Annotated in this window: 13 protein-coding genes and 3 pseudogenes; 6 read left to right on the top strand and 10 right to left on the bottom strand. The window is 71.2% G+C overall.

Going from position 1 to position 17,299, the window contains the following annotated elements:
• Positions 1-6 precede the first annotated feature (6 nt).
• Positions 7-888 (top strand): SigB/SigF/SigG family RNA polymerase sigma factor, encoded by an 882-nt coding sequence (locus ACFYM2_RS09195; RefSeq protein WP_388834666.1) that lies wholly within the window; start codon positions 7-9, stop codon positions 886-888.
• 105 nt (positions 889-993) lie between these two features.
• On the opposite strand, the gene ACFYM2_RS09190 is transcribed toward ACFYM2_RS09195, so the two are convergent.
• Positions 994-1,431 (bottom strand): ATP-binding protein, encoded by a 438-nt coding sequence (locus ACFYM2_RS09190; RefSeq protein WP_359003360.1) that lies wholly within the window; start codon positions 1,429-1,431, stop codon positions 994-996.
• A 322-nt stretch (positions 1,432-1,753) separates the two neighbouring features.
• Here ACFYM2_RS09190 and ACFYM2_RS09185 point away from each other — a divergent pair, with 322 nt between their 5' ends.
• The 5 genes and pseudogenes from ACFYM2_RS09185 to ACFYM2_RS09165 all read left to right on the top strand — a co-directional run bounded on the left by ACFYM2_RS09185 (position 1,754) and on the right by ACFYM2_RS09165 (position 6,127).
• On the top strand, positions 1,754-2,101 hold the full coding sequence (locus ACFYM2_RS09185) for a DUF6479 family protein (protein ID WP_388834663.1): 348 nt from the start codon (positions 1,754-1,756) through the stop codon (positions 2,099-2,101).
• Between the two features lie 139 nt (positions 2,102-2,240).
• Positions 2,241-3,874, top strand: a pseudogene (locus ACFYM2_RS09180) (molybdopterin-dependent oxidoreductase); the annotation flags it as partial.
• Between the two features lie 165 nt (positions 3,875-4,039).
• Positions 4,040-4,888: pseudogene (locus ACFYM2_RS09175) on the top strand (molybdopterin oxidoreductase family protein); the annotation flags it as partial.
• Positions 4,885-5,381 (top strand): annotated as a pseudogene (locus ACFYM2_RS09170) (hypothetical protein). The pseudogenes ACFYM2_RS09175 and ACFYM2_RS09170, both read left to right, overlap by 4 nt.
• 137 nt (positions 5,382-5,518) lie before the next feature.
• Positions 5,519-6,127: a ScbR family autoregulator-binding transcription factor gene (locus tag ACFYM2_RS09165; protein WP_388459249.1), complete on the top strand. Its 609-nt coding sequence runs from the start codon at positions 5,519-5,521 to the stop codon at positions 6,125-6,127.
• A 63-nt stretch (positions 6,128-6,190) separates the two neighbouring features.
• Here ACFYM2_RS09165 and ACFYM2_RS09160 read toward each other — a convergent pair whose 3' ends face one another.
• From ACFYM2_RS09160 to ACFYM2_RS09120, 9 genes are all read right to left on the bottom strand, one after another.
• On the bottom strand, positions 6,191-6,817 hold the full coding sequence (locus ACFYM2_RS09160) for a ScbR family autoregulator-binding transcription factor (protein ID WP_388834660.1): 627 nt from the start codon (positions 6,815-6,817) through the stop codon (positions 6,191-6,193).
• Between the two features lie 234 nt (positions 6,818-7,051).
• Positions 7,052-7,801 (bottom strand): TetR/AcrR family transcriptional regulator, encoded by a 750-nt coding sequence (locus tag ACFYM2_RS09155; protein WP_359003367.1) that lies wholly within the window; start codon positions 7,799-7,801, stop codon positions 7,052-7,054.
• Between the two features lie 214 nt (positions 7,802-8,015).
• Positions 8,016-9,020, bottom strand: coding sequence for a ScbA/BarX family gamma-butyrolactone biosynthesis protein (locus ACFYM2_RS09150; protein WP_388834657.1), 1,005 nt, complete (start codon positions 9,018-9,020; stop codon positions 8,016-8,018).
• 163 nt (positions 9,021-9,183) lie between these two features.
• Positions 9,184-9,771 (bottom strand): GNAT family N-acetyltransferase, encoded by a 588-nt coding sequence (locus ACFYM2_RS09145; RefSeq protein ID WP_388834654.1) that lies wholly within the window; start codon positions 9,769-9,771, stop codon positions 9,184-9,186.
• 89 nt (positions 9,772-9,860) lie between these two features.
• Positions 9,861-10,664: a SigB/SigF/SigG family RNA polymerase sigma factor gene (locus ACFYM2_RS09140; protein WP_359003372.1), complete on the bottom strand. Its 804-nt coding sequence runs from the start codon at positions 10,662-10,664 to the stop codon at positions 9,861-9,863.
• Between the two features lie 281 nt (positions 10,665-10,945).
• On the bottom strand, positions 10,946-11,827 hold the full coding sequence (locus tag ACFYM2_RS09135; RefSeq protein WP_359003374.1) for a geranyl diphosphate 2-C-methyltransferase: 882 nt from the start codon (positions 11,825-11,827) through the stop codon (positions 10,946-10,948).
• A 16-nt stretch (positions 11,828-11,843) separates the two neighbouring features.
• The gene (locus ACFYM2_RS09130) at positions 11,844-13,181 is read right to left on the bottom strand and encodes a family 2 encapsulin nanocompartment cargo protein terpene cyclase (protein ID WP_388834650.1); all 1,338 of its coding nucleotides are present in this window, start codon (positions 13,179-13,181) and stop codon (positions 11,844-11,846) included.
• A 519-nt stretch (positions 13,182-13,700) separates the two neighbouring features.
• Positions 13,701-15,113, bottom strand: a complete 1,413-nt coding sequence (locus ACFYM2_RS09125) for a family 2B encapsulin nanocompartment shell protein (RefSeq protein ID WP_388834647.1) — start codon at positions 15,111-15,113, stop codon at positions 13,701-13,703.
• 342 nt (positions 15,114-15,455) lie between these two features.
• Positions 15,456-17,075, bottom strand: coding sequence for an alpha/beta hydrolase (locus ACFYM2_RS09120; protein WP_388834645.1), 1,620 nt, complete (start codon positions 17,073-17,075; stop codon positions 15,456-15,458).
• Positions 17,076-17,299 lie beyond the last annotated feature (224 nt).

The raw sequence follows: 17,299 nt of genomic DNA, 5'->3' as shown, positions 1-17,299 counted from the left end.
CCGCCCATGCCCCCAGTGAGCCAGGTCCCCCCGGCGCATCCGCCCCGGACGCCCTCGCCGGCCGTACGGCGCAGGGCGCTGCACGGCATACCCGAGGTGGCGTGCCCCCAGGACCTCAGCATCGAGGCCGCCCGCTTCCTCTCCCAGGCCCTGTTCGGGCGGCTCGTCGAGCTCGACGAGGGCACACCGGAGTACGCGTATGTGCGCAACACCCTGGTTGAGCTCAACCTCAGCCTGGTGAAATTCGCCGCGCGCCGGTTCCGCCATCGCAGCGAGCCCGCCGAGGACATCCTCCAGGTGGGCACCATCGGCCTCATCAAGGCGATCAACCGGTTCGACCCGGCACGCGGGGTGGACTTCTCCTCCTTCGCGCTGCCGACGATCACCGGAGAGATGAAGCGCTTCTTCCGTGACACCACCTGGGCGGTTCAGGTGCCCCGCCGTCTCCAGGAGCTGCGGCTGCGCCTCGCCGGGACGCGGGACCGGCTCGGTCAGGAGCTGGGCAGGGCGCCCACGACAGCGGAACTGGCCAGATGTCCGCGCATGACCGAAGCCGAGGTGGCCGAGGGGGAGCGGGCCGCCAACGCCTACTCGGCCCGCTCGCTTGACCTCGGCGAGGAGGACAGCGGTGCCACCGGCGTCGCGCGCACCCTGGGCGCGGAGGATCCGTCGTTCGACGTGATCGAATCCCTTGACTCGCTCAAACCCCTCATCGCCGCACTGACGGACCGCGAGCGCGCCATCCTGTCGCTGCGGTTCGGCCAGGAACTCACCCAGGCGGAGATCGGCGCCCGGGTCGGGCTCTCCCAGATGCATGTCTCGCGCGTCCTGGCCCAGATCATGGAACGGTTGCGCGCCGGGCTCCTGAACGACGGGCCGACTGCCTGAGCGGGCACACGCCCTGAGGAGTGGTCCAGGGCGGGGATGGCCCAGGGCGGGGGTGGCCCAGAGCGGGGGTGGCAGGCCAGGGCGTGGCCCTCGAGAACGCGCGCCTCAGGAGCGGCCGCGGCCGGGCAGCGCGACCTCGAACCACACCGCCTTGCCCGCGCCCACCGGCGCCGAACCCCAGCGTGCCGCGAGCCGGTCGAGCAGCATCAGGCCGTGGCCGCCGGGCAGCGCGGGCGCCCGGGGGCGGCGCCGGGGCGGGACGGGGCTTGCGTCGGTGACCTCGACCCGGACGCGGTCGTCCATGTGCCGCAGCACCAGTTCACGCGGGCCGCCCGCGTGCAGACAGGCGTTGGTGACGACCTCGGACACCAGGAGCAGTACGTCGTCCACCAGCGCGGCGTCCGCCGCGTCGGCCGTCGGACTCCATCCCCAGTCGTCGAGGGCCGCGGCCGTGAAGTCGCGGCAGCGGGAGACGACGCCCGTCACGTCGAACAAGGTCAGACGGCGGATCTGGGTCCGCCCGGCGAGTCCTGTGCCGTTCATCGCGCTCTCCGTTGCTTCTCCTTCCGCATCCCGCGCCGCCGGCCTCCTCAGGGCTTCGGCTCGGATACGGAACACGTGATGTATGCCTGCGGTGGGCGCGGACGGAGGTCCGCGCCGGGTGGGGAGGCCTATAGGGAATGTGCCCCGTAGTCGCCGCTCTAGTGGGACCGGGCGGGGGAAAACTCCAGGAGCCCCGCGACGGCACGGGCGTACGGGCCCGAGGTTCCACGGCGCCGCACGGCGCCGAAGGGTCGGCCACGGTCCGTGCCCGGCTGTTTCGCGGGGACTCCCGGGGTACCCGCAGCACATGATGTGTCTCAGCATGCAACTGGCCCTCAATCACGGTCTGGTGATCGGCGCGGTCCCGCTCGCTGTCGGTGTGGTGCTGGTGGCCGCGTTGATCGGGGCCGTGTGGTGGGGACGGCGGCGCCAGGCCCGCCGGACGACTCCTCCGCGCCCCGAGGAGCAGCCACGCCTGCCGGCCTCCGGCCCGGTGGCTGAGGTGAGCGAACGCCGTGAACCCGCCGAGGTTCCGCGTGACGGCGACCGCCTCACCCCGCACGACATGCCCGGGTTCGGCAACCAGGGCACCCGCACGGCGAAGGACCAGTCGCCGCCGGCCAACGAGGGCCGGAGCGGGGCGTTCGGCAGCGGCGGCCCCTCGGCCTGACTCCGGCGCCCGGGCCCGCACACCGGCGGGTGATGCCACTGGTGCCGGCGTTACAGCCCGTCGCGGTCGGGTACCCATGGACGATCGCCGCACCGGGTGCCGCCGCACCGGTGCCGGTCGGGTGACCTGGAGGCACGTCGTGGACACATCTGTGGACCGGATCGCGGAGCCCTGGGGCACCCGCACGCCCTATGGACGGCACGGAAAGTGGCCCGAGCGCGTCGACACATATCTGGCCGACGGGATCGCACCGGACGAGGTGCGGCGGTGGGTACGGGCCGCGTCGATCCTGCACTCCGACGGCGACGCCATGGACATCGCGGTCAAGGACGACCGCATGGTCGGCGTACGCGGCCTCGCGTCGGACCGGGTCAACCACGGCCGCCTCGGACCCAAGGACCTGTTCGGATGGCAGGCCAACAGCTCAGGGGACCGGCTCACCCGCCCTTTGATCCGCGAAGGCGGCCGACTGGTGCCGTGTGACTGGGAGACCGCGATGAGCAGAGTGGCCGCGCGGTCCCAGGACCTGCTGGACCAGCGCGGGCCGGGCTCGATCGGCTTCTACACCAGCGGCCAGCTCTTCCTCGAGGAGTACTACACGCTCGCCGTGCTCGCCCGTGGCGGCATCGGCACCAACCACCTCGACGGAAACACCCGTATGTGCACCTCGACCGCGGCCGGAGCGCTGAAGGAGTCCTTCGGCTGCGACGGGCAGCCGGGCAGTTTCGACGACATCGACCACGCGGACGTCATCGCCCTGTTCGGGCACAACCTCCCCGAGACCCAGCCCGTGCAGTGGATGCGGGTCCTGGACCGGCTGAGCGGCGACGATCCGCCCCGGCTGGTGTGTGTGTGGACCCGAGGCCCACCCCGGCGGCCCGCCTTGCCACCGTGCACCTCCCGCCGCGCGGCGGGACCAATGTGGCGCTGCTCGACGCCCTGCTGCACGAGATCATCCGTACCGGCCGTATCGACCAGGAGTACATCGCCGCCCACACCGTGGGCTTCGACGAGCTCAAGAAGCGCATGGCGGACCGCACGCCGGAGTGGGCGGCCGGGATCTGCGACGTGCCGGCCGGCGCCATCCGGGAGGCCGCGGACATCCTCGGCTCCGCCGAGCGGCTGCTGTCCACGGTGCTCCAGGGCGTCTACCGGTCCCACCGGGCCACGGCCGCCGCCGTACAGATCAACAACCTGCATCTGATCCGGGGGATGCTCGGCCGCCCCGGCGCCGGAGTCCTCCAGATGAACGGGCAGCCCACCGCCCAGAACACCCGCCAATGCGGCGCCAACGGAGACCTGCCCGGCTTTCGCAACTGGGAGAACGACCAGCACGTCGCCGACCTGGCGAAGGTCTGGAACGTCACGCCGGAAACGATCCCGCACTACGGCCCGCCGACCCACGCCATGCAGATGTTCCGCTACGCCGAGCAGGGCTCGATCCGCATGCTGTGGATCAGCGGCACCAACCCCGCCGTCTCCCTGCCCGAACTCGCCCGCATCCGCTCGATCCTGGCCCAGGACCGCCTGTTCGTGGTGGTCCAGGACCTCTTCCTGACCGAGACCGTCCAGCTCGCCGACGTGGTGCTGCCCGCCGCCACCTGGGGCGAGAAGACCGGCACGTTCACCAATGCCGACCGGACCGTCCACATCTGCGACAAGGCCGTCGAACCACCCGGCGAGGCCAGGCCCGACCTGGACATCTTCCTCGACTACGCCTCCCGCATGGGTTTCAAGGACAAGGACGGCGGCCCCCTCGTCACCTGGCACGACCCCTAGGGGGTGTCTGGTGGACCATGGCCGGGGGCGCGGCGTCTGGCACGGCACCTCGCGGCGTTGCCGAATCGCCCCGATAGCTCCGCTATCGAGACGCTCCGGCGCCTTGCGATGCACCGCACCAGACGCCGCGCCCTGACCGACCCTGATCCACCAGACACCCCCTAGTCCGCCTTCGAGGCGTGGAAGCGGTGCAGCGCGGGCCGGCCGTGCGACTACACCGGTATCACCTACGCGGGGCTGCGCCGCGGCAGCGGCATCCAGTGGCCCTGCAACGAGGAGTTCCCCGAGGGCACCGACCGGTTGTACACGGACGGGATCAGCTGGGCCCATCCCGACATGTGCGAGTCCTACGGCAAGGACCTGGTGACCGGCGCGTCCACCACCGTCGTCGAATACCGCTCGCTCAACCCGGACGGCAAGGCCCTGTTGAAGGCGGCCGGCTATCTGCCGCCGCACGAGGAACCGAGCGAGGCCTACCCCTTCCAGCTCACCACCGGGCGGACCATCTACCACTTCCACACCCGTACGAAGACCGGCCGCGCCCCCCAGCTCAACGCCGTCGCTCCGGACGTCTGGGTGGAGGCATCGGCCGAGGGCACGGACGAACTCGGCTGGTGCGAGGGGGACTTGATGGAGGTGGTCACCCCGCGCGGCTCGCTGCGGGCCCGCCTGAGGGTCACCGACATCCGGGCCGGCCTGCTGTTCGTGCCCTTCCACTACGGCTACTGGGACACCCCGGCGGGCCACGGTCCAGGGGAGGGAACGCCGGGGCGCGCCGCCAACGAGACGACGGTCACCGACTGGGACCCGGTCTCCAAGCAGCCCCTGTTCAAGACCGCGGCGGCCGCGCTGCGGCTCGTGGCGCGCGGGGACGAGGCGGACAACTCCGCGCCCACGACGGCTGCGTCCGCGCCCGCGCGGGCCGGGAGCGGCACCGCCACCGTGGGCGGGCCGACCGCGTACGCCTCCCAGGCGTACGACGACACGCGTGAAGGGAGCGGCGCGTGAAGGGCGTCCAGCTGGTTCTGCGCAGCACAACACCACGGCGAAAGCGACCTGGCGGATGAGCTGGTGACGGTGGCCGAACGCCATCGCACCGAGCACGAGGTCCACCACGTCGCCCTCGCCCTCGCCGCCTGGTCCCGCGAACACGTCGCCCGGCTCGCGGACGTGGCCCGTGACCACGCCCTCGACCTGGCCGAGCCGCACGACGCCGGCACCTCCGGCGTCCTTACGACGCTCAGGAAGAAGGCGGCGGACGCCGTGGGCCGCCTCCCGGAGCCGGGGCTGCTCCTGCTGCGGGACCTGCGCGAACTGCATCTGGCCGCCTCCGAGAACTCGCTGCACTGGGTGATGCTCGGCCATGGTCCACCAGGCACCCCCTAGGGACGCCGCTCTCCTCGATCTCGTCTCGTCGTGCCATCCCGAGACCCTGCGTCAGATGCGCTGGACCAACACCATGATCAAGATCCTCTCCCCGCAGGTGCTCACCAGTCTGTGACGCCGGTCCGCGTAAACCCGGCCACCGCCGTCAAGATCCGGCCGAGGTGGCGCGAGAAGCCGTGCGAGACTCCTGGTTGAAAAACCGCGAAGCTGGTTTGATAATTTCATCGCAGTCCAGCCCCGAGGAGCCCCGGTATGAGACAGGAACGTGCCGTGCGCACCCGCCAGGCACTGATGTGCTCCGCCGCCGAGTCCTTCGAGCGGCACGGATACGTACGCGCCAGGCTCGCCACCATCAGCAAGGACGCGGGAGCAAGCCTTGGGGCGCTCCATTTCCACTTCGAGAACAAGGCGGCGCTGGCCGACGCCGTGGAGCGAGCGGCCGCCACGAGCCTGCACCGCGCCGCCCGGGTCGCCCAGCGCCCGGCAATGAACGCCCTCCAGAGGCTCACCGGCATCTCGTACGCCCTGGCCGGCCAGCTGCACCGCGATGTCGTCGCGCGGGCCGGGCTCCGGCTGGGCGGTGAGCCGGGGCGCCCCCGGCACCGGGATCTGCGACAGGAGTGGCAGGAATGCGTACGGCAGTTGCTCACCGAGGCCCGCGCGGAGGGCCTGCTCGCCGACGAGGTGGATCTGGCGGCCGCGGTCTCCACCATCGCGGCGACCACGACCGGTCTGGGCCTGCTCGCCCGCAAGGACCCGTGGTCCGCGCCCCCGGACTCGCTCGCCAAATTCTGGCGTCTGGTCATGCCCAGTCTGGCCGCACCCGCCTTCGAGCCGGGCCTCTTCGCGATCGCGGGCTGAGCCGAGAGCCCCGAACCCGCCCCGATGGGGCGGGGGTTGAGGGCCCGGTGGCGGTGGCTCCGGTCAGCGCGCCTCGGACGCGGTGCCCGACGCCACCAGCCGGCTGAGCGCGGGCTCCCGCGCGAGGCGGGGCAGCAGCAGCGCCCAGAAGCCCGTCACCTTGGCCCGCGCAAGCCCATGCGTGTCCTGGCCGCCCAGCGCCTCGAACCCGGTGACCGCCGCCATCACCGTGAGCGCCGCGTCCTGCGGAGAGACGTCCGGGGCCAGCGCCCCCTCGCCGCGCGCCCGCGTGAACGCCTCCTCCACCCAGTCCTGCCAGGCGCGGTGCAAGTTCTGCTCCCGGCCCGGGAGTTCCGGGCCGTCGTCGAGGTCGAAGCCGGCCCGCAGCACGACGTCCTGGTGCAGCCCTCCGACCAGCGCGTGGCTGGCGTCTATCAGGAGCTGGAGCGCCCCGTCGCGCGCGGATGCGCCTTCGGTGATCCTCCGCAGCCGCCCGGCGGCCGTCTCGCGGACCGCGCCGGCCAGGGCCGCCTTGCTCGCGAAGTGGAAGTGCAGCGCCCCGTTGCTCACCCCCGCGCGGGCGCTGACCGTGGCCAGCGACGTGGTCTCGAACCCGTCCCGGTCGAACTGCTCGGCGGCCGCCTCTATCAGCGCCTCGCGCGTGCGCACCGCCCGTTGCTGCATGGCCATCAAGACGCTCTCTCGCTGGGCGGGACGGACCGGTCCGCCGAAGGGTGGGCCGTCGCCGCTTCCGTCCGGGCGCGTTCCGCGCCCCGGTGCCGAGGCCGTGGACGCGAGCTGGGCTCCGCGCCCCGACGGCACCAGGACACTACCAAACCGATCGCGCGGTTTTCTATGGGGCTGCGGCGATCGATTCAGGACAGCGGCAGCGCGCCCCCTCATGTGACGCGCGGCGTACGCCGGTCACACGGAGTTCGGCCCCACGCGGCCGAGCCTGACTTCGAGGCCGTCCAGAAAGCGGTCGAGTCCGTACGCGAAGTTCTGGTCCCGGATGGCCTTCGGATCCTTGCCCCGCTGGTCGGCATAGCCCTCCCGCAGCCGGGGGTACGCCTGTGCGGCCTCTTCGGCCGCCGGCCACAGCCGCTCCGTCCACTCCTGCTCGGTCTGCCCGCTGCGCGCGAGCATGGTCAGCCAGGCCGCCTCGCTGATCGCCGTCCCCGTCACGTACGCGAAGAGCGCGTGCACCGCGTGGTCGGACTCGGCCAGCGGGAACCCGGCGGTCTGGAAGGTCGCGATCATTCGGTCCGTCAGGCGCATCAAGTTGGGCCCGAGGTAGGCGACTCCGACCTCGCCCAGCACCGAGGCGATCCAGGGGTGCTGGAGGATCATCGCCCGCACGCCGTGGGCGCGCCGTGTGGTGGCGTCCCGCCAGTGCGGGCCGAACTCGCCGTCCGGCTCGTCGAGTTCGCCGTACACCTCGTCCACGACCAGCTCGATGAGCTCGTCCTTGCTGGCCACGTGCCGGTAGAGCGAGGTGGCTCCCGCGTCGAGCCGGGTGCCGAGCTTGCGCATGCTCAGCGCCTCGATCCCCTCGGCGTCCAGCAGGCGCACGGCCTCCGCGACGATGTGCTTCCGGCTCAGCGCCGGCTGCTCGCGCCGCCCGCGCGGACGGGTCCACACCGACGGAATCACCTGCTGCTCATCGCTGGACATCCGGCCCGCTCCTCGTCTCCATGGATCCACACACCGGGGCGCCAGGGACGCGCTCGGGAGAGAACTCCCCTTGGTGGAGCCCCGTCAGCGCACACTGTATCCCGTTGCGTACGCTGTGCGCGTCGGGGCCTGCGCCGAGGTGCTGAGGCGCTACGGAGACGATGGGGCGGAGACGACGGCGAACGTGCAGGCCCGCCCCCTTGGCCTGACCACGTCACGGACGGATGGCCGGCACCGTGATCACGCAGCGGAAGACCTGCGCGCCGTCCTGCGAGCCCGTCACCACCACCACGTCCTCGCCCGGGCCGCCGGAGACCGGGCAGGCCTCGATGAGGCAGGGGCTGTCCAGCTCGGTGTAGCGAAGGAACTCACTCGCGATACGCGACGGCAGCAGGGCCGGGCGCTGCGGCTCCGCGGCGTGCAGCAGTGTGGTCGCGGCCTGGCGGGCGGCCTCGATCAGGACCATGCCCGGCACATGGTCGACCGGGTGGTCGAAGAGGGCCGGATGGCGGGTGTCCACGCGCAACAGCCATTGGCCGGCCCGAGCGGTGGGGGAGAGGACCACGTCGACGGGTGACATGCGGCCCACGCTCTGCGGCGAGACGGGAGCGGTCAGGTGGAGCGCGGTCCCCGCGTCGGCCAGCAGTCGCTCGCCCCGCAGCCGCCGGTACACCTTCGGGGCCACGCACGTGTACTGGGCACCCCCGGCGGCGACGGGCCCCGCGCCGTCGCGGATCTCGACGTCGTAGCGCGTCCCGGTGAACACGCCCCCGCGCCACTGCACTTCGCGGCAGGTCACGTCGATGTCGAGCCGCGCCGGAGTGTCGCCGACCCGCAGGTGCCCCGGCAGCACGGACACCGTCAGGTCGTTCATCACGAACTGCTGGCCGAGCGGCACCTCGAATCCCGCGTGGGCCACGAGGGCGCCGACCTGACGGATGGCCTCGGCGAGCAGTAAGGGGTCGTAGTGGGTCCCGCCGACAGGCGCGTAGAAGCGGTGTTCTCGCGGGAGTTGGGCGCTGACGGCGATTCGGGTGTCGTCGAGGCGCCGCCAGCCGGTGAGCAGGACGTCGGCCATCTGGGCGCGGTGCACGAATTCCTTGGGGACCGTCGCGGTGAGCGGTGGGCGACGGGTCAGGGGGTGGCCGGGCGGGCCCGTGTCGTCGGTTCTCGACGTGCGGCCCACCGGCGCCTGCGGCCGGAACGCGCTTGTTGACATGACGCCCCCCAGGGTCCGCTTTCGGCGAGGCGCGACGGATGTGCGCCCTGCGCCTCCAGCAGTCTCGAAGGTACATACCGCCCGGTTTAACTTCCAGTCCCGGGCCGGAATCCGACCGCCTGAAGAGCGACGCGGGGCGCCCCAACTCCCGTCTGCGGCAACCCTATTCGGACGCCCCCTCGGCGTCACCCGGGCGCCGCCGCTGCCAATCGGCCCTGGTGAGCAGGTACTCGACTTCGCCGTGCTCGGATCCCGGGATCGCCTCGGGCCAGTCGCCCGTGAAACTCCGCAGGAACAGCAGACCCGACTTCTCCATCACGCGCCGGGACCCGGCGTTCACCGTCATGGTGTTCGCGGTGACCGACTCCACCCCGAGCTCGGTGAACCCCTTGTCGATCAGGGCCCGGGAGCCCTCGGTGGCGTAACCCCTGCCCCAGGAAGCCCTGTTGAGCCGGTATCCCAGCTCGACGGTGGCCGGGTCGTTGTCGTCGAGAGGACGGAACTCGAACCAGCCGAGGAAAGCCCCGGTGGCCCGCTCCTCGGCGGCCCAGAAGCCCCGGTTCTCCCAGCAGGGGTGGTCGTGCAGCAGCCGGGGCAGCGTCCGCGTCCGGATCGCTTCCAGGGTGGTGGGCCGGCCGCCGTTGATGAACCGCATCACCTCGGGATCGTTGTCCAGGGCGAAGAGGTGGTCGGCGTCGGCGGTGGTGAACGGGCGCAGTGCGAGCCGTTCGGTCCGAAGGAAGACGGTCATGGCGCGATCTTCCTCGACGGGCGGCGTGCCACACCACCTCTTTTCGACGCGGTGCTCCAGGGGCCGTACGCGGCCCGCGTGGCACGGGCTCAGGCCGCATCCCGGTGTCCGGCCAGGGCCTGGCTGCGGACGCGCGAGCAGGTGCGGCTGAGGAGGCGGGACACATGCATCTGGGAGATGCCGAGTTCGGTGGCTATCTGATGCTGCGTCATGTCGGCGAAGAACCGCATGTACAAGATCCGCGACTCGCGCTCGGGCAGCGCCCGCAGCGCGGGCTTGACCGCCTCACGGTCGAGGACGGTCTCGAAACCGGGCTCGGCCGTGCCGAGGGTGTCGGCGAGGGCCGGTCCGTCCCCCTCACCGCCGTCGGCGCGGAACTCCGCGTCGAGCGAGAGGGTTCTGAAGGAGTCAAGGGCTTCCAGGCCGTCGCGGACTTCCGCCTCGTCGAGACCGCAGTGGGCGGCGAGTTCGGCGATGCTGGGCTCGCCGGGCCGCGCGGTCGTGAGGTCGCGGCGGGCGGTGCGCACCTTGTTGCGGAGCTCCTGCACCCGGCGGGGAACGTGCACCGCCCACAAGGAGTCGCGGAAGTGCCGTTTGAGTTCACCGTTGATGGTCGGTATCGCGTACGCCTCGAACGCGCCCCGCGCGGCCTCGTACCGGTCCACCGCCTTGACCAGGCCCATCGCGGCCACCTGGCGCAGATCCTCGATCTCCGCGCCACGATTGCGGTACTTGCCCGCGAGGCGCTGGGCCATCGGCATCCACTGGACCACGAGTTCGTCCCGCAGGGCGTCGTGCTCGGGCCCGGGCTCCAGGGTCTCAAGGCGGGTGAAAGCCGCCGCGGTGTCGGGGGCGTCATGGTGGTTGTGCTGGTGGCGGGCGGTCGTGGGCATGAGAGCTCCTTGGGCATCGGGAACGGCTGTCATGACTGCCGTCGGCCCGGTCCCGAGCCGCACCAGGACCTGGCGCGCCCAGGACATACGGGTCCTGTCGGCGTGCCTGCGGTCCGAAGCACGAACCGCACCTGCCCCCGACTCCACCGCGCAAACGCCCCCACGCCCGACTCCACCGCCCGAACGCCCAAACGCCCGCACCCCGCGAAAGACCGGAGCTCCCGGCGTCCGGTGTGCCGCGTGGGCACACCGTCCACCAGGAGCTCCGCGAGCCCTGCCGCTCAGACGCGGTCGGCCGCGATCAGGACGTACTGGAAGGAGCCGTCCTTGTAGGAGTTGATGAAGGCATCCTCGATGCCCGTGACGAGGGACGAGGTGGCCCGCAGCTCCCAGTACGGCAGCGTCGCCGGCGTCAGGTCGACGACCGCCTGCGGGACCAGCCGGTTGTCGGCCATGGCCCGCAGGTACTCGCGGCGCGAGTGGATGTTGCACTCGAAGTGCGCGTTGATCTGCGACACCCACTTCGAGGGCTGCCCGTAGATGGGGTTCCAGCAGCCGGTGATGGTCACATACCGGCCGCCCGGCGTGAGGATGCGGGCGTGCTCGGCGAAGAGGTCGTGCAGATCGACGTACATGCTCGACTCGTTGTTCCACGAGCCCGCGGCCTGCCCGGTGGCGAACGGCATGTCCAGCATGTTGCGGACCTGGGCGCGGACGGAGCTGTCGATGCCGAGGTCGCGGGCGCGCTGGTTGGCGAAGTCGGCCTGCTTGGCCGAGAGGGTCACGCCCTCGACCGTGCACCCGAAGCGCTGGTGCGCCATGACCATGGAGCCGCCGCGCCCGCAGCCGGCGTCCACCAGGGTGTCGCCCTGCTTGATCGGGCCGAGGTGGTCGAGGAGTACATCGGACTGCGCGGATTCGAGCCGGTGCAGCTCGGCGACCAGCCGCGTCTCCCGGTCGGGCGCGCCCGGCTCCCCGAGCGCGGACTCGTCCACGTCCCCGATGCCGTAGTGGTGGTGGTAGAGCCCGTCGACATCGCCGAGGCGCAGGTTGACCGGCCGTGCCTCGTGGTCCCAGTAACGAGCGATGTCGTCCTGGTAGGGCGTGGCCGGAGCGGGGATGGTGCCCGCGGCGTTGGTGGTGGGTTCGACATTGGTGGACACGGTGGGTCCCCTTCATTTACCAGAAGTCGGGCAGGGTGTATCGGTAGGTGTTCGTCTGGTGCCAGTGGTGGTTGCCGTCCACCCAGGCCGCCACTCCTCGCAGGAACCGGATCACCTGGGGGGCCGGACAGGCCGCGGTGAGGCCGGCGGCCTCGGCCTCGAAGTCGCGCATGAGCTCGTTGTGGATCTCGATCGCTTTGAGGTACGCCTCGCGGGCGTCGCACTTCTCGCGGTCCGCGATCACCACGGGCAGGTTCAGATGCACGCCGGGGGAGTCGAGTTCCTTGGTGTAGGAGTAGAGGTCGTTGACGATGGTCGTGGCGTTCGATGCGAGTGCGATGACCCGCTGCATGGCGGGCCGTGCGTGGAGATCCGCGGGCAGTTCGTAGCCGCCGACCGTGTCCGTGATGGTGGGGCACGGCCGGAAGTTGTTGAACTGCCGCATCGCCAGGTACTCCCAGACCTCGGGCATGTACTCCGTCTGCGCCCAGGCGGCCTCGGCGAGATAGCCCAGGTGGAGTCGGGCCATGTCATGGCGGTAACGGTCCGCCTGCGACGCGCTCGCGGCCCGCACGAAGTAGTCCATCGCGGAGCGGTAGGCCCGGCGGGGGGCGTCGCTGAAGAGTGACTGGGCCCAGGGCGCCTGGTGTTCGCGTGTGGTGTGGAGCGGGTCGAGGGCGGTGTGTGCCAGCAGCAGGCGTCCGCCGAGACCGACGGGTGAGCCGCCATGGTCCTCGCAGTAGCAGTCGTCGAGCGCGTTCTCCGCGGCCATCAGCCGCGTCGCGAGCATCAGATGGTCCACCGTGGGGGCGTCGGGATGGCAGGCGACCATGTAACGGCCGAGCGCGAATCCGTCGAACTGGTCCTCCCACTCCGGTGGGTACAGCTCGACCTCGTGCACCGCCCAGTCCTTGATCCGTCGGCTCACCTCGGCCACCCGCACCGGGTCGGGCTCCGCCACCGGGTGGTGGTAGAGCCCCGGCACGGCGGTGGGGGAGTGCGGCGCCTCGGCGGACGGGACCAGGCGAAGGCCGCTCGTGCCCAGGCCGCTGGGGCCCCGCAGCACACGGTCGAGGACGTCGTGGCCCATGCCCACCGCTGCGGACGGCGGCCCCTCGGGAGCGGCTTCCGCGACGGCGCTTTCCGGCACGGACGGGGGCGGTACGCGGCCGTCCGCCGGGGGGTCGGGCACCGAGACCGGGGGCGCCTCCGGGGGTGCGGCCGGGAGCGGGACGGGCGGGCCGGAGGGGAGGGTCAGCCGTGGAGTGCCGGCGACATCGGACGCGGCAGGTGCTGCTGCCACGCCCTGCCGGACCGTGGGTGACGGCGCCTGACTGAGGTCGGGGACGGGCATCCAATGCTCCTTGTGGTGAGGCGAAGTGTTCCGAGCGCGCGTTCGGTCGCCGAGCAGGCCTGGGGGCGGGCGCGGCCGCGGCGGGTTCGCGTCACGGAGCGACGCGGGCGCACCGCGGAATGACGTACGGCCCCGTGTCGCCCAACTCGGCCTCGGCGCATGCTGGTTGCCCGCCGCAAGCCGGGTGGTTCCCGCAAGCCGGTTGGTCATCGCCCGGCTGTGGATGTCTCCGTGGACGTCTCCGCGCGCGATGGCTCGCGAAGCCGCCTGGGCCCGGGCGCTGAAGACGCGGGCGGGGCGGGCCGGGGCAACGGGTCTCGCTCGTCCGGGTGGGTTGTCGGCAGCGCCGGCCCACACGGACGACGCGCACCTCGGTGGACGCGCGCCGTGGCGGCGGCGTGGTGCCCGCAGGGACGGAGCACCACGCCGCCGTGTCCACGCGGGGCTCGCAAGGCCCCGAGGCGGGGGGCCAGCCCGGGCCGGGCCCCGGCAGCGGAGTCCGCCGGTGTCGCGGAAGAGTCAGCGCCAGCGGCTGACTTCGACGTTCTCCAGGATGCCGAGCGCGTCGGGCACCAGGATGGCGGCGGAGTAGTAGGCCGTGACCAGGTAGGAGATGATCGCCTGCTCGTCGATGCCCATGAACCGCACGGACAGACCGGGCTCGATCTCGTCCGGGATGCCGGTCTGGCGCAGGCCGATGACGCCCTGCTGGTCCTCGCCGGTACGCATGCAGAGGATCGAGGTCGTGCGGGCCTCGCTCAGGGGGATCTTTCCGCACGGGTAGATCGGCACGCCGCGCCAGGCCGGAAGGCGGTGTCCGTCGATCTCCACGTGCTCGGGCACCAGGCCGCGCTTGTTGCACTCGCGCCCGAAGGCGGCGATGGCCTTGGGGTGGGCGAGGAACAGCTTGGAGCCACGGCGGCGCGAGAGCAGTTCGTCCATGTCGTCGGGGCTCGGCACACCGTCGTGCGGCTGGATCCGCTGCGCGTAGTCGCAGTTGCTGAGCAGACCGAACTCGCGGTTGTTGACGAGCTCGTACTCCTGGCGCTCGCGCAGCGCCTCGACCGTCAGACGGAGCTGGTGCTCGGTCTGGTTCATCGGCTGGTTGTAGAGGTCGGCGACGCGGCTGTGGACCTTCAGCACGGTCTGGGCGACGGAGAGTTCGTACTCGCGCGGCGAGCTCTCGTAGTCGACGAAGGTGTGCGGGATGACGGCTTCGCCGACGTGGCCGGCCGAGAGGTCGATCGCCGCTTCGCCGTACTTGTTGGTCGCGCGCTCCGGCTCGTCCGACCCGCTGTTGAGGTGGCGGTTGAGGCTTTCGGAGCGCTCGGCGAGGTTGAGGAGGTCGGCGCGGGTGAGTTCGAGCACCGTGCAGGTGGTCGTGGCACGGACGGTGTACTCCCACGAGGCCTCGGGGTCCAGCAGGGCCCGGTCGCCGAAGTAGGAGCCGTCCGCGAGGAATCCCAGGTCCGTCTCGTCACCGTAGGGGCCGGTGCCGACCTTGCCCACCCGGCCGTGGGCCAGCAGGAACACGCGGTCCGTGGGGGTGCCCGAGGTCGCGATGGTTTCCCCGGCCGCGAACTCCCGCTGCGTACAGCGGTTCGCGAGCTCGGACAGGGTCTCCTCGTCGTCGTAGTCGCGCAGTGCGGGGAGCTCGCCCAGCTCGGCGGGGATGACCCGCACGTTGCCGCCGGTCTGGATGAATTCGACCCGGCCGTCCCCGACCGTGTAGCTCAGTCGCCGGTTGACCCGGTAGGTGCCGCCCTGCACCTGAACCCACGGCAGCGTCCGCAGCAGCCAGCGGGAGCTGATCTCCTGCATCTGCGGTACGGATTTGGTGGTCGTCGCCAAGTTCCGCGCGGCGGCGGTGCCGAGACTCTGCTGGCCGCCCGTCGCCGCCTCTGACGTCTCCGCACCCGTATCGACCGACATGTCTCCCCAATCGCCCATTCGTCATGGCATTTCACCCTGGCATGCTGCGACTTCAGCGTGACAGAGGAAAAGGCCGCCGCCCATTCCCCGGAAGGTGCACAGCGGAACGCAATGTTCGAAAGTGACGAGAAGCGCCTCAAGTGATCTCAAACCCGCATGGCGCCGGCTTGACCAAGAATTGAGGGAAGGGATGAAGAGCCTACCGGGACGAGCCGGGCGGAGTGCGATGGCCCGGCGGGCGCGTGCGCCCGCCGTCCCCCGGGCTCAGGTGCCGGGCGAGCCCCCATCGGCGGTCGTCGGCAATCACCAACGACCGCCATTGGCAGTGCAATTGATGGGCGTTCAGCGCAGGACGCCGTGGATGGCCTCCGGGTCGGTGGGTGACAGGGGCTTGAGGGCCGTCTTCGCCTTCAGGGACGGGGTCGACGCCACATAGGAGGGGGCCGGGTCGGGCTCGGGCGCGCAGGTCTTCGCGATGCGGCCGTTGCCCTTGGGGAGGGTGCCGTCGCGAAGGTAGTCCGCGAACGTGTCGTCCAGACAGGCGTTGCCGTGGAACAGGATCTCGTGGAAGCTGCCGCCGTTCTGGACGACCAGCTTGGATCCGGGCAGCGCGTCACGCATCGCGAGGCCGCCCTGGTACGGGGTGGCGGCGTCCTCCGTGGCCTGGAAGAGCAGGACGGGCGGCAGGCCCTTGCCGGTGATCTTCATGCGGCCCGCCGGGTTGCCCTCGTGCGGCCAGAACATGCACGCGGCGTTGTACCACATGTTGTTGTAGGTGTAGAAGGGCGCCGAGGCGTTGACCTCGGCCTGGTCCTTCTGCCAGAAGTCCCAGTCGCGCGGCCAGGCGTTCTCGGTGCACTGCGCCGCGTTGTACGCGGGGAACGTGCCGTCGTCGCCGCCGGGCGCCGCGTAGCGGTTGTAGGCCTCGTTCAGGGGCTGGGTGTCGTGATGGGTGAGGTAGGCCGAGAGCACGGTGGCCATGCGGGGCCAGCGCAGGAAGTTGTAGCCGCCCCCGTAGAAGGTGTCCTCGAACTCGGCGGGACCGATCTTGCCCGGCGCCGGCGCGGCGTCGACCGGCGAGGTGCGCAGGCCCGCCTCGACCTGCTGGTACGCCTTCTCGACGGCGGCGGCGTCCGTACCGAGGTGGTAGACGGAGTCGGCCTTGGCGGTCCAGGCCGCGAACGCGTCGAAGCGGCGCTGGTGCTCCTTGTCCTGGAGGACGTTGTGGTCGTACCAGCTGATGGTGGGGCCCACGATGCTGTCCAGGACCATGCGCCGCACGTGCGAGGGGAAGAGCTGGCCGTAGGTCGAGCCCAGCGAGGTGCCCCAGGAGCCGCCGTAGAAGTTGATCTTCGGTGCGTCCAGGGCCCGGCGGATGCTGTCCATGTCGCGGGCGTTGTCGACGGTGGTCATGTGCGGCAGGAGCCAGGACCAGTCGGCCGCGCAGTCGGCCGCGTATCCGGCGGCCTTCGCCAGCCACGCCTTCGAAGTGCCCTGGCTCACCTGGTAGTCGGGGCGGGGGCCGTCGAAGTAGTGGGCGTCGCAGGTGACATGGGGTTCGCTGGCGTTGGTGCCGCGCGGGTCGAAGCCGATCCAGTCGTAGGCCGAGGCGACGTCCTTGGGGATCTGGCCGGCGATGTAGGCGGGCATCCAGAGGCCGGAGTCCCCGGGGCCCCCGGGGTTGAGCAGGATCGGCCCCTGCTGCTCGCTCTTGGGTGCGGTGGCGGGGAGCCGGTTCACCTTGATCTTGATCTTGCGGCCGTGCGGGTCGGCGTAGTCCACCGGCACGTCGAGCAGGGCGCATTGGAGCGTGGGGGCGGTGGGGTCGGCGCAGGAGCTCCAGACGAGCTTCCCCTGCCCGGTGTCCTCGCGCTCGCCGGTGGCGGGCGTGGCGTCGGCGGACGTACTCGTGAGCGCCATGACGGCAGCGGCCGCCGAAAGCAGAGCCAAGACTTTTCTCATGGCGAGCATCATGTGATATGTGAAATGTTACAGCTAGGGAAGTGGCAGGACGTTATGAAGCTGTGATCGAGGGGGAGTTGGGATCGTGCGCCGACGGCGCCATGGCCCTCGCTCCGCGCGAGAGCGGGGACCAGTGGGTGGTGCGGTGCATATATCGTCGTGATCGTGATCGTGGAGGTGCACGTTCGCACAGGGGCGGGGGCCGGGACGGCGAGCCCAGCCGT

Origin of the sequence: Streptomyces sp. NPDC006711 (genome assembly GCF_042869775.1) — a bacterium.
Classification (GTDB): Bacteria; Actinomycetota; Actinomycetes; order Streptomycetales; family Streptomycetaceae; genus Streptomyces.
The sequence above is the reverse complement of the archived record's forward strand: the minus strand, read 5'-3'. Positions and strand labels throughout refer to the sequence as shown.